General features: G+C 49.4%; 14 protein-coding genes. 6 read left to right on the forward strand and 8 right to left on the reverse strand.

Annotated elements, in window-relative coordinates:
• Positions 1 to 307: 307 nt before the first annotated feature.
• Positions 308 to 1,297 (forward strand): AraC family transcriptional regulator, encoded by a 990-nt coding sequence (locus HJG54_RS00940; RefSeq protein WP_316432827.1) that lies wholly within the window; start codon positions 308 to 310, stop codon positions 1,295 to 1,297.
• 144 nt (positions 1,298 to 1,441) lie between these two features.
• Here the strand turns inward: HJG54_RS00940 and HJG54_RS00945 are convergent, their stop codons facing one another.
• Together HJG54_RS00945 and HJG54_RS00950 are read right to left on the reverse strand one after the other, a co-directional pair.
• Complete coding sequence (locus HJG54_RS00945; protein WP_316432828.1) at positions 1,442 to 3,307, reverse strand: hypothetical protein; 1,866 nt, start codon at positions 3,305 to 3,307, stop codon at positions 1,442 to 1,444.
• Between the two features lie 126 nt (positions 3,308 to 3,433).
• On the reverse strand, positions 3,434 to 4,063 hold the full coding sequence (locus HJG54_RS00950) for a hypothetical protein (protein WP_316432829.1): 630 nt from the start codon (positions 4,061 to 4,063) through the stop codon (positions 3,434 to 3,436).
• Positions 4,064 to 4,601: 538 nt separating this feature from the next.
• Between HJG54_RS00950 and HJG54_RS00955 the strand changes: the two genes are divergently transcribed.
• From HJG54_RS00955 to HJG54_RS00965, 3 genes are all read left to right on the forward strand, one after another.
• Positions 4,602 to 4,976, forward strand: coding sequence for a hypothetical protein (locus tag HJG54_RS00955; protein ID WP_316432830.1), 375 nt, complete (start codon positions 4,602 to 4,604; stop codon positions 4,974 to 4,976).
• Between the two features lie 78 nt (positions 4,977 to 5,054).
• Positions 5,055 to 6,158, forward strand: coding sequence for a DUF1822 family protein (locus HJG54_RS00960; RefSeq protein WP_316432831.1), 1,104 nt, complete (start codon positions 5,055 to 5,057; stop codon positions 6,156 to 6,158).
• Positions 6,159 to 6,259: 101 nt separating this feature from the next.
• Positions 6,260 to 9,217, forward strand: a complete 2,958-nt coding sequence (locus HJG54_RS00965; RefSeq protein ID WP_316432832.1) for an ABC transporter substrate-binding protein — start codon at positions 6,260 to 6,262, stop codon at positions 9,215 to 9,217.
• Positions 9,218 to 9,569: 352 nt separating this feature from the next.
• Here HJG54_RS00965 and HJG54_RS00970 read toward each other — a convergent pair whose 3' ends face one another.
• From HJG54_RS00970 to HJG54_RS00995, 6 genes are all read right to left on the reverse strand, one after another.
• On the reverse strand, positions 9,570 to 11,288 hold the full coding sequence (locus tag HJG54_RS00970) for a mechanosensitive ion channel family protein (protein WP_316432833.1): 1,719 nt from the start codon (positions 11,286 to 11,288) through the stop codon (positions 9,570 to 9,572).
• A gap of 72 nt (positions 11,289 to 11,360) precedes the next feature.
• Complete coding sequence (locus HJG54_RS00975; protein ID WP_316432834.1) at positions 11,361 to 12,161, reverse strand: ABC transporter permease; 801 nt, start codon at positions 12,159 to 12,161, stop codon at positions 11,361 to 11,363.
• Positions 12,158 to 12,589, reverse strand: coding sequence for a heavy metal-responsive transcriptional regulator (locus tag HJG54_RS00980; RefSeq protein ID WP_316432835.1), 432 nt, complete (start codon positions 12,587 to 12,589; stop codon positions 12,158 to 12,160). Before HJG54_RS00980 ends, HJG54_RS00975 begins: the two co-directional genes overlap by 4 nt.
• Positions 12,582 to 12,866 (reverse strand): hypothetical protein, encoded by a 285-nt coding sequence (locus HJG54_RS00985; RefSeq protein WP_316432836.1) that lies wholly within the window; start codon positions 12,864 to 12,866, stop codon positions 12,582 to 12,584. The genes HJG54_RS00980 and HJG54_RS00985 overlap by 8 nt, the downstream gene beginning before the upstream one ends.
• A gap of 91 nt (positions 12,867 to 12,957) precedes the next feature.
• Entirely contained in the window at positions 12,958 to 16,233 is a 3,276-nt protein-coding gene (locus HJG54_RS00990; protein ID WP_316432837.1) for a S41 family peptidase, read from the reverse strand.
• 161 nt (positions 16,234 to 16,394) lie between these two features.
• Positions 16,395 to 18,419 carry a sensor histidine kinase gene (locus tag HJG54_RS00995; RefSeq protein ID WP_316432839.1) on the reverse strand — a complete coding sequence of 675 codons (2,025 nt, stop codon included), beginning with the start codon at positions 18,417 to 18,419 and terminating at the stop codon, positions 16,395 to 16,397.
• A 224-nt stretch (positions 18,420 to 18,643) separates the two neighbouring features.
• Here HJG54_RS00995 and HJG54_RS01000 point away from each other — a divergent pair, with 224 nt between their 5' ends.
• Together HJG54_RS01000 and HJG54_RS01005 are read left to right on the forward strand one after the other, a co-directional pair.
• Positions 18,644 to 19,372: a RibD family protein gene (locus tag HJG54_RS01000; RefSeq protein ID WP_316432840.1), complete on the forward strand. Its 729-nt coding sequence runs from the start codon at positions 18,644 to 18,646 to the stop codon at positions 19,370 to 19,372.
• A gap of 11 nt (positions 19,373 to 19,383) precedes the next feature.
• Complete coding sequence (locus HJG54_RS01005) at positions 19,384 to 19,863, forward strand: GNAT family N-acetyltransferase (protein ID WP_316432842.1); 480 nt, start codon at positions 19,384 to 19,386, stop codon at positions 19,861 to 19,863.
• Positions 19,864 to 19,916: the final 53 nt, after the last annotated feature.

Consider the following 19,916-nt stretch of genomic DNA (forward strand, 5'->3'; position numbering starts at 1 on the left):
GCCGCAATCCTGACATTGCTCTATAATTCCTCAACTGCTGGTTTTAGATAGAAGGGCGAGATTAATATCGAGTACTACAGTGGCAATATATTGCTTCACTTCTATATGGAAGATTGAAAAGTAGAGGGGATTCTGCTGGTAAACATGTACTATCAAGTAACGCTTCTTTGCTTGAGATGCACTAAGGCGACCTCTTTTCTTCTATTCAGTTAATTCTTATTTATTCTGCTAAAGCCATCAATGTCTGATCATCTAAAATCATTGCTGAATCGTCTAAAACATCATCTACTGTTCTAGAGGCAACATTATGGATGTGGTGACTGAGGTTCTGCGGGGTGTGCGACTAGATAGCCAAATCTGGGGACGGTTGGAACTGAGCGCACCTTGGGGGTTGCAAATGGAAGGCTTAAAAGAATCTGCTTTTTATGTTGTGACTGAGGGGAGCTGTGTGCTTCAGATTGAAACTCAAGACCCACGTGTTAAACATTTGAGCGCACCCCGAGTTCTACAACCAGGTGACTTGGTGATTCTCCTGCAAGGTTATTCCTATCGCTTGAGTTCTCTAAACAGCACTGAGAAAGAGGCATTGCCAGCAATCTCCCTAATGGAAGTACTAGAGCAATCTGCCAGCAATCATCAAACAACGTCTTACAATCATTACCGTTATGGTGGTGGTGGCGATGAAACTCATTTGGTGAGTGGCTGTTTCTTTTTTTGCAATCGCCAGAGGTGCCCACTATTAAGTGCTCTGCCAACTGTTATTCACCTCACCCAGAAGCATATCCATGAAGCTACCGGATCTTCAGCTGAATGGTTTACCTCTACCATTGAGTTCCTAGCGTGTGAAGCAACCTCAACTCAACTCGGTGCACCAGTCATCAGTAGTCGTCTGGCAGAAATTATGTTCATTCAAGTGGTACGCACCTACTTAGCGAAATTGCCAGATCACGAGCAGGGTTGGCTGCGAGCAGTCGTAGATCCTCAAATCGGGCAAGCTTTGGCTCTGATTCACCAGCACCTCAATCATTCTTGGACGGTGGAGGAGTTGGCACAGCGAGTAGATATGTCACGGGCAGCCTTTGCAGCTAAGTTTCGCCAGCTTGTAGGGGAACCTCCTTTGCAATACATCACGCGATGGCGCATGCAAGAAGCCGCTACAGTATTGCAGCAGAATAATCTAAGCGTGGTAGATGTAGCACTCGCCATGGGGTACGAGTCAGAGTCTGCGTTTAATAAGGCATTTAAGCGCTGTATGGGCGAAACTCCAGGAACCTATCGCAAAAAAACAACGGAGTGAGCTTGTAGCCTACTCCGTTGCGTTGGTGAATCCTCTAACTGCTGAGAGCAGCCAAGGCTTTTAATTAAAACTGAGTTGGGCAAATCATGAGCAGAGCACTTGAGGGTGCCCTACCTTGCTCCTTTGGCTAGGCAACAACTACGGTCAAGAAGCGTTGTAGGGTTGCCGCAAGAGTAGTTCAGTCTCCTCTCGGATGCCGCTTAGATGCTGAGCCAAAAGCTCAAGGTCGTGTGTTTTGACACCCCTCTGAAGCATCTGAACAAAGGCTGCCCATGCCTCAGGGGTTTGAGTGGCAGCCAGAAGAGGAGTTTCGGCGTTAAGGAGACGCTTTGCCCACTCGATCAGGTAATGCTCCCGATTCGGTGGCATGTTGCGAATGGGATTCAAGCGATCGAGTAAGGCGGTACATGCAGCTTCATTGCGATCCCGAATCGCCGCAAATAGCTTCAGGCGCAGAGCATTGTCAGGGGCTGTAATACAGCCCTCGAAAAACATTTGATCCAGTCGCGCTAGCAGAGCCGCAGATTGTCCTAGCCAATCGTTAGCTGCCTCATCCCGAATTCGCAAAAGTTCTTGAATATTGCCAGGAAGAAACGGACCATGGCAGCCAGTGGAGTGATCCATTAACCGGAGAATTTGTGCTCCTCCTACGCCGACGCCATCGACGCCTGTGTAAACGGCTGTGGGCAAGTGATGCAATCGGAACCCGGCGGAGAAGTAGGTGAGTAAGCCCTGCTCATGTGCCAAGTGAACGAACTCAACGGCGTTTGGAAATGGGAGTTGCTCCAGCACGCAAGAGCTGGGATAGGAGTTACTGGCTCCATCACAAGTTACTTTGTCAAACCCTCCTGCTTTAACCAGCTCAACGGCGAGTAGAGCAATCTTAGAGGGATCTTTGATCCAAACGGGTTCCTGATGGTTCTGCTGGGTTTTCTCGCGGTCATCCAGAATTGGAGTGTTGAGATTGAAAGCAGCAGATAAGATTTGAGCTGAGCTATCTCGCCGCACCTCCCCTCGAACACACTGTATGAACTCTATAATTTGAGTCGCGGTCATATTCTCAATCGCGATTTTGCACTCTGCTACCCCTTGCATGAACAGGGCGCTACAGGCAATGGCAATGAGGCGAACTGCTTTGAGTAAACCCGCCTTGAAGTCGCCACTTTCAAAGAAAGGCCGCCCAATATAGACTGTACAGGATGCTTCTGACCCCACTCGTGCAAGCACCTTGGCAACAGAGTCAATTGCGGTTATGCGATAGGGTTCAATAATGCATCGATCCTGCTGTTCTCGCTCCAAGTGCTCCATATGCCAAATAATGCCACGCTGGTTTGGAGCAACACATGCTTCAATTAGCCCTGCTCCGGGATCGGTGATCGACAAATAGGTTTGATAATCGCCAAAGCCAGGCATACTGAGGGGACGAGAGGGATTTTCGATCGGCACTCTGGTTTGCAACAACGCATCATGAAACTGAATTGCAATGAAGTCATTTTTTGTCGGTTGACGCTTTTGAGTGCGGAGCGTTCTGCAGAGGATGCAGATCTTCTGTGCAAAACTGCGTGCGCCTGTCTCTTCTCGCGGCTCACCTTCATCAACAAAATTAATGAACAGGTAGTTATCATTGGCTGTAACAGCAACCTGGTCTAGGGTTGGGTCCTCGCTAAACTCTATCCAGGGAGGCAGCACATCGAGAAACGAACGGAATGCAGTGAGAAGATCCGCTGCGCTTGATTGCGGCTGGCGCAACGTAGGTCCAAGAAACTCTAGTTCCTGAGCGATTGGCTTGAGTGCGGGAAACTCGGCGGCTAACCTATTGGCAGTTTGCTCGACCCTCTGGAGCTGCTCCTTAAGCGATCGAGCCTTATTCAACGCCATCGGCACTGTTTTGACGAATTTATTCCCGGATTGTACTTTTGCTCGAATTGCTTGTGCCTCTACTAGCTTGAGAATGCTTTCTATTGCAGAAACAACTGCTTTACGAACTTGTCCTGTCTTGAGTTGCATCATACGACTGTTACTCCTTGAGAAATAATGGGTAAATCGCAACATGCCGCAGCGGGCAAGAAGCCTGTCTGAACCTGTAGTCGATGGCAGGCTTCTCAGCCGTTGAGGATAGTTGGTGTTGCTAATTCACTACTGGAACTGGGCGTCCTGGGCGTCCTTCAGGTATTGCCGAATCTGGGATTGAAGCCCCAAATCATCAAGCTGCTGAGCAAGTTTTAGAGCCTCTAAGTAGAATGCAATTGCTGCACTGGTTTGATTCAAAGCAACAGCAATCACACCCCTTGAAACCAAACAATGAACTTGTACACCGCGATCGCCAATTGCTCGGGTGATAGCTAAACCCGCTTCTGTAAGCTGGGATGCTAAGGAGTACTGATTCAACGCCAAGTAAGAGTAGGCTAGGTTGCACAACACAAATCCCTCTAGCGCTTGATCGTTGGTATCCTTAGCCAGTGTTAGTGCATTCCTGAGGAGCACTATTGCCTCTACGTGGTGCTGTCCATCGACATACATCAGTCCCAGGCGAGTCAGACAGTCCGCTAAACTGCTGACAGATGCAGACTCTGCAACCAGTTCCCCACAGACTTGCGACACCTGCTCTATCCGACTTTGCTGCTGAGCAATGAGCAGGAGGGATTTCCAGTAGAAACCAGATGCTAAACTGAGACAAAGGCTGAGAACAGGTAGTATTGGAATTTGCTTTAGGTTTCGCTGGTTGCCATCCTTAGGTTGTGCAGAGTTTGAGTGATCATCAGGCATATCTTTTCTCCGGTTTGTAATGGTTGTGAAGGGCTATGGCGAACCAGGGAAGAAAAGACGGTTTAGCAATGAAAGTTCACATCTAACTGCAAGGACCTCATTAATGATTTGTATTAAAAATACAAATTACTTGCTAGGTGATCGCTCCCTGATGAATGAAGTGCACAGCAGCAGCCTGTAAATTGATGTACTCGCTGACTATTCAATCATGTGTATAGATGAGTCGGACGAACAGTTGTTGCATCAGCTAATTCAGGAAGCTTGTGCGTATCCGCCTTGCACCCCAGAGCGACAGAAGTTGGTCAATCGGATTGTCAGCATCATATGGAAGTCGCCTTGCCTCTGGAGAGGAGCGGGAACAGCATCAGACATTTACCAACAGGCACTTCAAGACACCTGGTTATGGTTCTGTAAGCATCTATGTGAATACGATTCGAGTAGAAGTAAGGTTCTCACTTGGTTCAATAATCGGCTGAAGAATCGGATTCGGGAGTTAGAACAGAAAATAGCGGAGGAGAGAGCAAGGGAAATACCGTCTTTGACGAATCAGGACGGTGAAGAAACAGATCCAGTTGAGAAAATTCCTGCTTCGTTGGTTGATCCTTATACTCTGATTGAACTAGATCTGGTTATCGAAGAAGTCTTGACGTGGGTCAGCCGGTATGGTGCATCACTTCGCCGTAAATATGTGCCAGACAATCCACGGCTCAATTGTGCGGCTCTGATTCTATTGCGGCTTCCCCAAAAAGATGAAAAATCAGGGCGGTATATCGATCCTCTAACGTGGGAAGAGATCGCGGAACAGTTCAGGGTTCCACCCGAAGCAATTGCTGCAATGCGTCGTTGCTATGGAGAAAAGTGTCGTCCTTGTCTACAGACGTTTCTTCGATCACGGGGGTACATCGATCCGTAAAATGCTGCCTATGCCACGTCCTACAACTCAACCCTTTTCCACCTGCACTGTCCCTATTTCTACCCATCTGGATTTGCTATGATGAATGCTTCGACAGAGGACTTCGCTATCTCCATCCCCATTACGCCTGCCGATCGTCAGCAAGCTCGTAAATTAGCACAACACTTCGCTAAAACGCGAGCAGAGCGAATTTATCGAAATACGTTGGCAATTCTGGTCGTGCATTATTATCTGCAAATGCTGGGCGTATCAACTGACTTGCAAGCTAGCTATAGCTGGGATCCAACCAGTCATGTCATTGCTGACTTAGCCGATCTGTACGTTCCCGCAACGCGAAGACGTTTGGAATGTCGTTCAGTCAGAGCAGGCGAGCGAACTTGTTTCATTCCAGAAGAAGTTTGGGATGATCGAATTGGCTATGTTGTTGTTCAGCTTGACGATGCCGGTACTGAAGGAACGATTCTAGGGTTTGCCTCAGAAGTTTCTGTGGAGTATCTGCCGCTCAGTGAACTGCAATCGCTGGATGCATTGATCGACTGCATTGCAGAGTACTCAGGGGTTCCTGCTGAACCTGCTGCCAATGTTCTCCCTGAAGATCCCGTTACTGTCCTGAGTGACTGGTTTCAAGGAGCAGTAGAATCTATCTGGCAAACGCTGGAAGAATTGCCTCTCGCCGATGCGGCTCCGGTTGGGGCAGGAGCACGATTTCTCGATACACCACAAGCGGAAAAAAAAGAAGAGGAACAAACAAAAGAGCAATTGATTCAAATCCTACAAACTACAGAAGATGAGGAAGAGCGCTGGCTGGCAGCGGAACAGCTCCGTCAGCTTGAACCCAACCACTCAGCGAGCGGAGTCTGGAAAGCGCTAGATCTAAGTCTACAGCTACCCAAGCAATCAATTGCCCTCATGGTTGCAGTCTTGCCTAAACCCAACCAGAGTGTAGCTGTGCTTCTCCGAGTCTATCCAGTTGGTAACCAAGCCTATCTACCTGAAGGACTCAAGCTAGTTGGATTGGATGAGCATGAAGCAACTCTTTTTGAGGTTGAGGCGAAAAACAATCCTCAAACTGGAGAGAAACCAAGATGGATTCAGTTCAAGTTCTGTTCAGACCTAAACGATCGGTTTGATGTCAAGCTCATCTTTAATAACGCGAGGATTACTGAGAGCTTTATAATCTAAAAATACTTCTTAAGTGGCAATGATAGTCGAAAAAGTTGCTGTCGCAATTGACTGCTCAGTTCCGCGTATGGATTTCGTTTCAATCGCTCCTGCTGTTCCCTATGCTAGCTCTTATTGAAATTGGCGAAGGTAGCTTTGAGGAGGGTTTTCCTGTAACTCTGAGACTCGGCAGTCACGGAAGTCCATTACGGAGAATAGAGGGAAATTTTAATCTTCCGTCTGCACCTGATATTCCAAATCTTTATGAAAGATGGAGACGATACTACTATCTCTTGCCTCAAATACGCACTATTTCTATTCCTCCTAATCAAAGAACTCAAATTTATTCATCCGAGCAAGACGAAGAGAATAGGAGGAACTGTGAGGAAGCTGTTATTGAATTAGAAAACTTCTTACGAATAAACTGGTTCCCGCAAAGCAATTTTACGACTCTACGAACCGTTATTTCCCATGTGGCGCAGAATAGTAATGAGCCGCAGCAAGTTGTCTTTCAAACCAATAATACATACTTGCAAAAATTACCTTGGCATGTCTTTAACTTATTTGATGATCTGCCTGAATTGGGGTTTGCTTTGTCGGGAGGGATGACATGGGAAACTGCTTTAGACACTGAATTCATCTCATTTAATAGACCAGTTCGAATTCTTGCTGTACTGGGTAATAGTGAAGGAATTAATGTTGAGCAGGATCGGGAATATTTAGAGCAGCTACAGGGGGCAGATATACATTTTCTGGTGGAGCCTTCTCGACAAGAACTCAACAATCAATTGTGGCACCAGCAGTGGGACATGCTATATTTCGCTGGACATAGTTATAGCGATAGTGATGGAAGACGCGCAGAATTTCAAATCAACCCCCAGGACTCGTTGTCAGTTGGTCGATTACGTGCAGCACTACAACGAGCAGTCAGGCAAGGTTTAAATTTAGCAATCTTCAACTCTTGTAATGGATTGGGTTTAGCAACTCAATTAGCAGAGCTGAGGATTCCTCAGATGATCGTGATGCGGGAATCCGTGCCAGATCAAGTTGCTCAAGCGTTCTTGAGAGAATTTCTAAGATTAATTGCTGAAGGATCCCCACTTGATTTTGCGATTCGAGAAACATGTGGCTGGCTTCAAGGACATATAGGATATGATTTTCCAGGTGCGCATTGGTTTCCTGTAATTATTCAATCTCCTGCGGCACCCCCATTAGTTTGGCCTCAACCTACTCAAACCTCTCCTACTCCTGCGCCATCACCCGCTCCAACAGTTGCAGAAAATAATTCAATTACACAGAATCCTGAAGTAAGCAATAGTGCAATTGATCCCAATACATCACCTGCGCAGAATTCAGAAGATAGGAAAATTGCCTCCAATACGTCAACTGAACTAAATGACTCTACACAAAATCGGGAAAGCCAAGCAGGAGAACCCACTTTGCTAGATCGATTGCTAAATCACTCATTTTGGCAAGCAATTGGACGACAATTGCGCGAAGTTAAGTTCCTGTTTGTTGTAGGAGTTCTGATATTTTCTGTCCTAGGAATCTTCATAAACTTTGTTTTGGATGTTGCTTCAACTGACCCGGTAGATTCTTCCCCCACTTTAACTTCGCTTTCACTTCAGATTGGTGATGACCTTAGTCTAGGAGAAGAAACCTTAGTTAAGAGCAAGATTTCTGATGCTAAAACGGCAGGCAATCAGGCGTTTCTTGAAGCTGCTTTAACTGGAGATTATAGCAATGCCATCTATTGGTTTACTGAGTCTCTTAAGGAAGAATCCAACGACCCAGAAACATGGCTATACTTGCTAAACTCCATTGCTCAACAAAAAGTCAATGAATCTCAAAAAGAGAATATTGCCACTCCCTATATAATCCAGAAAGTTGCTGTTGCTGTTCCCGTTGGGGTTCCGTCCTATAGCCCTGAAGACGAAGTTTCTGACATTGCAGAAGAGCTACTACGGGGGGTGGTACTAGCTCAGAGTGAAATGAACTGCGGTAGTGTTTCGAATATCAAAGCAATTGTTGAGAGTAATGAATCTTTGAATAATTGTAAAGGAAGAGACGGCAGATTTCTGATCTTTCTTGTTGGAAACGATCAAGATAAACCATCCAAGGGGCGCGAGATTGCTAAAGCAATTGCTAAGCAGAGCAATATCCTAGCATTTATTGGCAATAACGCCAGCGAAGTTACGCAGCAGAGCTTAGAGGAGTTTCAATCAACAGAATTGGTCAGCATCTCGCCGAGCAACACTTCTATCTTTTTGACAAGCAGCAATTCCAAAAATGATCGACTATTCCTTGCGGCTACAAATGATGAGGTCGCAGCCAGATCTCTCGCTGAATTTATTAAAAACCGGTTTAGAAATAGAGGAGTAACGGCAACAGATATTGCAATTGCAACCGATTTAACTAATTACAATCCCTATGGGGAGTCATTTAAAAATGTGTTCTTAGAAGCACTCTCTCTTCAATACCAGAAACAGGCAGTTATTGGCTGTGATTTATCAAAGCAATCCGTTGTGAGTGACTGCCTTCAGCGTGGGCAAGCAGTGCAGTGGCTATTGTTGATTCCAACAGTTGAAGAAACAATGCAAAACGCCCTAAAGCTTATAGAGAACAACCCGCGTTGGAACCTGCTTGGTTCCGACTCGACCTTTGATCAAAGGATGCTGACTGAACAAGCCTATAAGAGTGAACTTGTAGTGGCTGTTCCGTGGGGTAGAGACGAATTTGAATCTGATTTTGAGATCAAAGCCAGTGAGCTTTTTGGTGTCAAACAAGGCTACAGTTGGCGAACCTTGACCGCCTACGATTCGACCAAAACGATCATCAAAAGCCTGGATGAACTAGCTCATAACCATAAGCCTGCTACCCGATCTGAAGTATATCAGCAATTAGCAAAGCCTAATGAATTTATAGCAGACGGTGCTTTAGGTCCAGGAACAATCAAGTTTGATAAAAACCGAAATCGTGTACCGATTGAAGGGCTAGGTGTATTGGTCAAGGTTGAGCAAGTTGTAACAAGAACAGGAGAAGTTGACTATGAGTTTCGACGACTGCCTTCTAAGTTATGATAGATTAGATAATTTGCAGTGAAGGGATAGGCACTGTGAACAGAATTAGAATAGTACAGAAAAAAGAAGTAATTGAGAGCCTCAGAGCTTAGTCCGACTCCATTGACTAGCTAATTAATCCACATGATTAAAAGTTGCAATACTGCTAGCTCTGTTACATTTGATGTTGGCCGTACTGGTTGGCACTCACGTTTGGACTAATTGACGATGTTGTAGCTCGTTTTCAATGCTGGGAGATAGATTGCTCTCATCGCATGCCAAGGCGGGGCTATACAAATTGCTCTGCCTAAGCAGTTAATTTGTCTCACCTGGATTAAAATCAAGCTGTCTATTGCTATTCAACCCAAATGAGCTACTGCCCATTTTTGCTCTGAATCTGGAACGAGGGAGGACTGTAATCATCTGGGAGATAATCACCGGGAAGAGTGGAGTGATTGCCATCGCGCAGTGACGAGTAGGTGGGAGACAAAATTTCAATCCCAGCTTGATTGCAATAGTCTTGAATGTTCTGGTGCAATTCAGAATAAATTCTTGGCATAATTTCCGGATGATTTGTATAGGCATTTAGTTCGTAGCTAACGTTAAAATCATTTAACGCCGTCTGCAATACGAAAGGACCCGGCTCAGGGACAATATTTGACGTTGAAAGAGCGGCTTGAATCAATACATCATGGACTTTGCGCCAGGGGAGATCATACCCCAGCGTAACGGTTGTGTGTAGCAGTAAGTACTGTTTGAATTCACGCGCACCAGCATGGAAATTGACCACATTACTACTGAGCACCGCAGAATTGGGAATGGTAATTACTTCTTTTCTAGGCGTCAGAATCCGGGTGACAAACAGGGTTTTCTCAGTCACTTCTCCTATAATGTCTCCAATCCGAATCACGTCTCCGCTCCGAAAGGCGCGAGTGTAGATTAAAATAACGCCTGCAATCACATTAGCGATAGCAGATGATGATCCTAAAGTAAGTAATGCACCTAAAAACAGCGAAATTCCTTGAAAGCCTGGTGAACCGAAACCAGGAAGATAGGGAGCTGCTACCACACAGGCCATAGCAATCAGCAACATCGCAGCTAGCCGATTCGTGGGCTGCACCCATTCTGGATAAAACCAGGGATAGGCATTGTCTCGCCCCAGTTCGATGATAATCAGCTTGGCGAATTGAATCAGGTAGTAGGTGACAAAACTAATGATTGTGATAATCGCTAGATTTGGTAAATATCCTGCCAACCCAGCAATCAGCAGTTCTAACCGAGCGGCAATGTCACTAAAGATGGAATTCCCGATCGCCCTTGTGCTCGGAAACTGGCTGAGAACAAACGGAATATATAGGTAGAGGCTGCCTAAAATCAACGCTAGCCGCAATGCTTTCACCAGACCTGAAAGAAGATAACTGGTTGCATCGGAACCAAGCAATTGCATACCTTGAATTCGGAAGTCTAGCGCATCAGCTTGTCGAGCCGCTCGAATCCGAATTAACAGGCGAGATATCCAGCGTTGCAGCAACAGCAGCAGGCCGATTAAGGCAACTGTGCTCAAAACGCTCAATATAATACCCCGGATAATTTTCTCAGCGCTCCGTGCTTGACGGTATTGAGTCACAGCAGACTGGATAATTTGTACTGTTTTCTCAGCAAGTACTTGACGTGATTGATTACCTTCTCGATCACCATCTGCCACAGTTAGCAGAATGGTATCTCCTGCTAAGACAACCGACAGGCCATTTTGTTCTTCAACTCGGACGGTTTCGGGTGCAATTGAGGTATCGCTAGCGAACCTAGTCAAGCGACTATTAATAATCGCTGCCCGTTCCTGCGCTGATGCAATGCCTGGAATATCCTGCTTGACACGAAACAACGTTTGCCCATCTAAGACCACTGGATAGCCATCAACTGGATTACCTGCCGGATTCTCTGCTGGGCTGCCAGGATCGCCAATCAAGTTGTTCTCTTGAGCATGGATTGGTGGAGCTACGATAGTTAAAAGGACTAGCACTATACTCAGAATCAACCAGATTCGCAAGCGGCGATGCATGGAGTGAGACCAAACAGCGATAAGAGTGGGCATGGTTAAGGTTGGCTGTAGAAGGAAGGAACGCGAGTGATTGCTTCAACATTCCTAATTTTAGGAATAAAATGCTCACGCTCCCATACCCGAATATTGCCGCAGACCGCGTTTCCAGAGCCAGCGATTCAACACCAAGAATAGAAGAATCCAACCGATCATAATTAGCAGACCTAAACCAATGTTCACAGGTAGGCCAACCAAAATACTGGCTGGGAAGCCAATCATGTAGGGGAACGGCGTGAACAGAACAATTTGACGCACTAAAGGCGGAAACACGTCGAGGGGAGCGACTAAGCCAGAGAGGAAAAGGTAGAACAAAAACCAGAACTGCTCAATCGCGTAGGCTCGCTCGATCCAAAAGGCAGCCATCGAGAAGGTATATTGACTGACGAATCGCAAAATGAACGCTAGAAATACAGCTACTGAAAATAACAGCAGCTCCGTCAGGCTAGGGAACCAGAGAGCCTGGGGATAGAGCCAAAAGAATAGCCCAATTAAAAGAATTGCGAACGGCAATCGAGCAAAGCGTTCCGCAAAATGAGACGCGAGGTGATGCCAGCCCGGATCCAATGGCTGTAACAAGCGAAAAGACAATTTACCTTCCACGATTTCGCGCTCAAACTCCCAGATTACCCAAACAACCGTAAACTGCCGGACCAGAAACACCGCCAGAAAATAGCGCACAAAATCCTCAGGCGATAGACCAAACTGCCCCCCCTGCGCTGCTTTCACCCAAACTCCCATCAAAATCAGCGGCAACGTACCTGAGAGCACCCAAAACAGCAGCTCGGCCCGATATTCAACCATGTAGGCGTAGTAGACGGTTAGTAGGGTACGGGTAATCCGAGCAATGCGGTGGAAGGCACGGTTCATAGTCTCTGGATATTCGGGCAGATGGTTTTTTGGATGCGATCGGCAGCGGGCTGTTCCTGCCAGCCGGAAAGGATGCCTTGCAGTTCCGTTTGCAGGGTTTGTAGGGCGTCAATTTGACGGGTGATATCAGCCAGTTTGGCTTCTAGATGCTGCTTGACCTCGCCGCAGGGTAACTCCCCATGATCGTGGACTGCTAGAATTTGCTGAATTTCTTTCAGGTTAAGGCCCAGCGCCTGCGAGCGTTTGATAAAGGCGAGTCGGTTTAAAACTGAGGGCCGGAATAGCCGATAGCGCGATTCCGAGCGCTCTACCGTCGGTGTAAGCAGGCCAATTTCGTCGTAATAGCGAATGGTTTTGATCGGTAGGCCAGTCCTTTCGGCTACCTCACCGATTTTAAGGAGCTTATTGGTCGCGGCAACACTAGTCATGCTTTTCTGATAAACCCAGTAGCGGCAAAGACGGACGAGACGAGCGGGCAGGCAGATAACGCTGGGGGATTGGCTGAGGCAGGGGCAACTCAGGCCGACGCATCAGTAACCGCCGCAGGGCTATGGCAACCCCAACTGTTGTTAAGCCTAACAACAGCAGTGAACCACGTCCGCCCATACCGCCGATCACCGCATCCACCAAACCAATCGTCAGCACGAAGCTAGAGATTGGCTCTTGACGATAGGCCGTTTTCCAAAAACGAGTCAACCTGTTCATACGCCATCAAGGAGAACAAATCCGCTATGCTCCTACTCTAGCGTGCCAGCAGCGGTCTGCATCGGTGCTGGGGTGTGGGCATTGAGCAGGATTAGCTGGGTAGGGGCAGGTGGGGCCGTTCGCCAAAATCGGGTAGAATCACGGGATTTTCAGCCAATTGGTTGGTGATAATTTGAATTGCGGTTTCGAGCTGAGTGTCTCGGCCTTGTGCCCAATCTTGCGGTGTAATCTCGACTTCAATATCGGGATCGGTGCCATAATTCTCGACTTGCCAGCCCACATCCACGAACCAAAACGAATATTCTGGCTGAGTAACTCTGCCGTGATCCACTAAGGCATGGCGTGGATGGATGCCAATTACGCCTCCCCAAGTGCGCTTGCCAATCAGGGTCCCGAGTTTCATCAGCTTAAAGCTGTGGCTAAAAATGTCTCCATCGGAAGCAGAATACTCATCGGTGATGGCAACAATCGGACCGGCCACCGAATGGGAAGGATAGGGATCGGGTTTCCCCCAGCGGTTAATGTCATACCCCAACCGTGGTCTGGCCAATTTTTCCAGAATGAACTGCGACACATTGCCACCCCGGTTATGGCGCACATCTACAATCAGTCCAGCTTTGTGGGTTTCGGCGAAATAGTAGCGGTGAAATTCGGCGTAGCCGATCACTCCCATGTCGGGAATATGGATATAGCCGATTTGGCCCTGGGTTGCTGCCTGCACCTGACGGTAGTTGCGTTCCACCCATTCCCGATAGCGGAGTGCGGTTTCACTGCGGAGGGTTTTGACAGTAACAGTACGGGGTGTGGCGGAACTATCAGAAGCATTGGCTGCGGCATTGGCTGCGACAAAAGTGAGCGCCACCTCACAGCCCGCCTGATTCACCAGCAGTTCTTGCGGGCTACAATGGCGGCTGACGCGCTGCCCACCTACGGCTAAGAGTAAATCCCCTGGCTGCACGTTGACGCCCAACTGGTTTAAGGGTGAGTTCTGCTCGGTCCAGGAATCCCCCTGCACAATATGGTCCACCCGATAGGCATCGGCCTCAGCATCGTAGCAAAAGTCAGCTCCCAGAAAGCCCATGCGGTAGTCTGGCTCTTCTCGGTAGTCGCCGCCACTTTCATAGGCATGGGACGTGCCCAACTCGCCCTGCATCTCCAGCACCAGATCGGCAAATTCTGAGCGGCAGCCGATCCGATCCAGCAGAGGGGCATAGCGCTGGTAGACCCGCTGCCAATCCACCCCCGACATATCGGCAGTCCAGAACTGTTCTTGCTGTAAGCGCCACGCTTCTCGGAACATCTGCGGCCATTCCTGCTCTGGGCTAACGGCCAGCCGCACCCGGTTCAGATCCAGCCAACCACTTTTGCGACCTGGCTCCGTTTCTTTCCGATCCCGGTCTTGAGGAGCAATCCCACAGACCCGCAGGCGGTTGCCGGAGCGATAGATTAGGGTCTTCTGATCGCGTCCGATCCGAAAGCTGCTGACATCTGCAGCAATGCGTTCCTGCTTGTGGGCTTCAAAGTCGTATAGCTCTAGCGATGGTTTTGCTTCTGATTTACCGTTGTTGTATCGCCAGTCCAAACTGCCCTGGACCGGAAAGGTGGTGAACAAAACTTTCCCTTCGATGCCGATGATTTGGCCGTAGATGCCTTCGGGGACCGGAAAACCCAGAATGCGCTGCTCGATGCCGTCCCAGTCGATCCGCAGGGGATCTGGCGTCTTGGCTTGGTTTTTTTCGGCTTCATCTGAGTTCTCCGTTGCTGGTGCATCCGTTGCTTCGCTGGCGGCTGGAGTCGCGGCTTTAGCCTTGGCACCATTGAGTGGGCGGGGAACCGGCACAAAGGGGGATGGTGTTTCGCGCTGCAGCGAAATCAGAAACGGACGCATTGTTTTGGGAAAGCTCCAATCGGAGTAAATCCGGTCGTGAACCGGGTTGAACTCCCGCATCGACAAAAAGTAGATGAACTTACCGCCGGGGTCAAAAGCCGGATTCACATCTCGAAACCGGGGCGGGGTTAACACATGCGTCTCACCATCACTGATGCGGCAGAGTTTGATCGAGAAAGTGTGCTGGGTTTCGGCACAGCTATAGGCGACCCACTGGCCATCCGGCGACCAGGCAAATCCTTGAATCGGCTGAAACTGGCTGCAATCGAGGATGCGGCTGGTTTGAGTGACCAGATCAACCCAGATCAGCTCTTGCCGATGGTTAGACAACACTACCTGATCGGCTACCGGGGAAACGTCTAGCCTGGTGACTCGGCCAATATCGATCTCGAGTGGCTGCGGCTCGGCGGCAAAATCGAGCGTCAGAATTTCTAGCCTTTCGGCTCCACTGCGGTCCGATATCCCCACGAGTCGCTGCTTATCGTTGAGCCAATGGGTCAGGCGATAGCGTCCTGCGTCTGGACGACCCAGCTGAAACACTGCGCCTTCCCAATTGCCAAAGCAAAAGCTCTTGCCGCGGCTGGTGATCACCACCGAATGGCCCTCTGGATGCAGATCGTAAGTTTCTAAAAACTCATCGGCTTCAACAAATTTGCGCTGCCGCTGGATGCGGGGACTGTGAAACTGCACCTCAATTTGGTGCTCAGCTCCGGTAGCAGGATCAAAACAGAACAGATCGGCTCCAGCGTGGTAAACAATGCGCTGCCCGTCCGATGTGGCGTTGCGGGCATAGTATTGGCGCTGCTGGCTGTGCTGTTGCAGATCCTCACCGGTGGGTGTACAGGAATAGAGATTGCCGATGCCGTCGTGATCCGACAAAAAGTAAATCCGCTCCCCGACCCACATCGGAGCTGTTAGATTGCCATTGAGGGAGATGAGCTTTTGAAAGCTGCCGTCACCGCTGGGATCCACCCAAAGCACACCCACTCTGCCGCCGCGATAGCGCTTCCAGTAGGCTGGCTCGCCCGTATTGCGCCCCAAGACCACACCGCCATGGGGAGCAAAGGCAACGCTGTGGGCCAATCCGTAGGGCAATGGTTCGGGTAAACCGCCGGCAGGACTAATTGTGTAGAGGTGTACCATCCGACCAAAGGGTTGACCAGCAGCGCTACTGAATACAATCGATTGACTGTCTCGGCTCCAGCCAACAACTTGGGCTGATCCCATGAAGGTAAGGCGTTTGGCAACTCCGCCCGCTGCCGACATACAGTACACTTCTGAGTGGCCTTCTTCTCGACCCACAAACGCTAGATGCTCGCCATCGGGTGACAGAAACGGGTGCTGCACTCTCGCTAAATTAGCCGTGAGGCGCATGGCAACGCCTCCTTGAACTGGGACACTCCAGAGATCATCTTCACAAACAAAAACGACGCGATCGCCACTAATGGTGGGATGGCGGTAATAACCAGCTTGACTCATGCCTATGCTTGAAAAGTGGGAGGTGACAAGACTTGCCGCTTCGGATCGATTCTCGTTCAGCGCAGTCTAATCCATTAAAGCTTGAACCAATTGAAAGGCAGCGATTCCAAAGCCTTTTTTCATCTCTTGGCTCTGGAGGGCTGTAAACACCGGATCTAGATTCAGCTAATCACCGTTGGTTTAACAGCAGGCTCAGTGACCGATGCGGCTTCTTTCGGTGGATCCTGACCGTTGGAGGATTCCGGCGTAGTGCTGAATATCGGCAACACAACCTTGACGGTGGTGCCATGCCCCAAACCGGCACTGTGCAAACTGATCTGACCGCCCATCATTTCTACCAAATTGCGCGAAATCGCCAATCCCAATCCCGTGCCTTCAAATTTGCGCGTCGTGGAGCCATCCACCATCACAAACGGCCGGAATAGCTTGTGCTGTTGAGCCGGGTCGATGCCAATCCCCGTATCCTGAATGGCGATGACGACCCACTCGGTATCATCTTCACCGTCGTGGTCTGCCCGATGTCCGTTTTGACCTACGGGCTGGTTGGCTGGACGAGTCACAACGTCTTCAGCCTGCTCTAAGCGAATCTGAAGGCTAATACTGCCCTGGTCAGTAAATTTGATCGCGTTGTAGATGATGTTGAGCAAAACCTGCTTGAGGCGAGCCGGATCGACGCGCACCATGATCGGCTCAACCAACTCCATCACATGCAGCTCTAGCCCCTTCTGCTGAATCTGCACCGCTTCTAGATCCACCACATCCTTGAGAATTTGGCGCAGATCGATCACCTCAAACGAGAGGGGCAGCTTTTTCTCTTCGATCCGCTGGATGTCGAGCAAATCGTTGATGATCTTCAGCAGGTGGATAGCGGCCTTATCAGCTTGCTGCAAAAACTCCACTTCCTCTTCTCGGCTGTCGCAACAGCCATCTTTCACCAACCGGATACAGCCGATGATCGCATTCAGAGGCGTTCGCAGCTCGTGGGAGGTGTTGGCCAAAAATTCGCTCTTGAGCTGATTGGCGGCTTCTGCTTCCTGCCAGGCTGATTCCAGTTCCTTCGCCCGCTCTTCCAGGCGTCCCACCATGTTGTCCAGCACTTCGGCCAAGTGGTTCAGTTCCCGAATCCGAAAGTTCTTAGGCGCTCGCTCGATCGGGTCGCGTTTGTGGATCCGCAGCGCATATTTACCCAACTGTTCGATTGGCAAAGCCAGATCCCGCGCCATATAGAGCATGGCCAGCAGATGGGCGGCCAGCAGGCCCACCGTGAGAATCAGCAGAATTTGAGTAATATCGTCCAGCCCTTGCAGGGCGCTGTCGGCTGGGGTAACGGCTAGCACGGCCCAGGTTTCTCGCTCTTTCGCCGTCACGGGAACGGTCAGGGGGCTGAAGCCAGCAATCCATTCGGTGACATTCCCCTCCAAGTTAAACAGGTGGCGCGAGTCGGTGTCTCCCCGCTGAATGTTGTTGAGGATATCCTGAAACCGATCACTGTCGCCCGCTTGCGCAATATTGAGGCCGACTTTTCCGACTAGGGGATGGGCTAAAAATGTGCCCTTTTCGTTGATCACAATCGTATTGCCTTGCAGCAGCCAGGGAGCCGGCGATTCAGTTTGTTTGATCACTGTCTGAGCCGTCAGGCTGTAGCGCAACTGGCCGGTAGTGTTATAGACCGGTGTGCTGAGCAGCAGAGTCAGCTGACTCGTATTGTCGGTTTGAGGTGGTCGATTGAGCTGATTGATCGTGAGGGTGTGGGTCTGCAGGTGGTTCAGATCGCCGGGTTGCCGCTGCTTAGGCCAGTCCTGAGTAGCAACCTGGTCCAACACCAAATTACCGCAGGTGCTGGCAATCATCTCAGCAGTTTCCAGATCTTTAAGCTGGAGGCAGCGCACGTCGGTTGGCAACTGAGGCTGCAACTGTTTGAGAAACAGGCTTGCTGTCACCGGGGAACCAAACTGTAAAGGAGCGGTTTCGCTAGCAATCGCCATGCTCGTTTGCAGTGCATTGATCGAGTCCTGGATCGTTTCAGCCTTGCGAACGGCACTTTGCTCTAAATTTTGTCGTGCAGTTTGCAGCAAACTACTGCGAGCCTTGCGAAATGTCACCGCCATTCCTAAAAACAAAATCGGAATACTGAGCAACAAAATTCGCAGCAGTAGAATGCGGCGAAACGATGACTGACCCACCATAGCCATAACTTTCCAATGTGAGGTATGGATTTCCCACCCGGATGCGCTCCCCTACTAAGATTAATACTCAACTCGTTAGGATGGATGGACATCCGTAACAGAAATCAGTTTCTTCAACGACTCTTTACTCAATATGAAGATGCAAATTGTATTGTTTTGTATTGTGAACAGGGAGAAGCTACTGCCTGTCCCGCGCTTGGAATCCTCCTCAATCTCTGCTTAAGATGATCCTCCCCCAGCCTGTTGAACGGCCCTATATTACGCTGGTTCTAGCCATGAGTGCCGACGGCAAAATTGCAGATGCAACGCGAGCACCAGCCCGGTTTGGTTCTAAGGTCGATAAACGTCATCTAGAAACTCAGATTGCTCAAGCCGATGGAGTTTTGTTTGGATCGGGAACGCTACAGGCTTATGGAACCACACTAAGAGTGACTAATCCCCTATTGTTGCAAAAACGACAGCAGCAAGGGAAGCCTCCCCAGCCTACCCATATTGTTTGTTCGCGGTCTGCCAGCCTCGATCCGCAACTTTTTTTCTTTCAGCAGCCGGTTCCGCGTTGGCTACTTACCACTAAGACAGGAGCAGCCTCCTGGCAAAACCGGCCTGAATTCGAGCGCGTGCTGATGTTGGCCCAGTCTGATCCGGCTAAGCCGGAAAACACTCAGGTGTCTTGCATTGACTGGTCAAAAACTCTACATCAGCTTACGGTCTATGGTATCGAGCAACTCGTGATTACCGGTGGCAGCGAAATTGTGGCTGCGCTGGTGGCTCAAGATCTGATCGACGAATTCTGGCTGACGGTGTGTCCCCTAATTTTAGGCGGCACAGATGCTCCTACGCCGGTCGGTGGAACTGGATTTACCGAAACCCTAGCGCCTCGCTTAGCCTTGCTCTCAGCTGAAGTAATTGACCAGGAAGTTTTTCTCCATTACCGTCGTCAACGGTGCATCTAGAGCGCAGGACCATGAATACCCCAGCCGCCTCCGTTCAGTTTCGACCTGCCTACCCAGCCGAAGATGATTTGATTGCTCAGCATTTCTATCAGCTTTGGCGCGACAACGACGTGACAGCAGGCGATATTCAGCCTAATTGGCACGCCATCATCCTGGACTTCATCCAGCAGGCCCGCCAGACCCTGTCCTATCAAGCCTTTGTCGTCGAGGTGGACCAGCAAGTCGTGGGATCTGCCGGTTGCCAACTCTTCGCCGGACTGTATCCCTTGGTGCTGGCTGACCACTATCGCCAATACGGTTATATCTGGGGCGTCTATGTCGAGCCGACCTATCGCGGTCAAGGATTCGCCACCACCCTCACCACCCTGGCAATCGAACACCTCCGCTCTCTAGGCTGCACCCGCGCTATTCTGCACGCCTCCCCCTCTGGTAAACCCGTCTACACCAAACTCGGCTTCAGCGAATCAAATGAAATGCGGCTTGACCTGTAAAGCCCACTCCCTGCTGCCCGCCTCAAGTCAGTTAAACTTTCTTTAGACTTCCT

This window comes from Leptolyngbya sp. NK1-12, from assembly GCF_032598965.1.
In the GTDB taxonomy this organism is placed as follows: Bacteria; Cyanobacteriota; Cyanobacteriia; order Elainellales; family Elainellaceae; genus Elainella.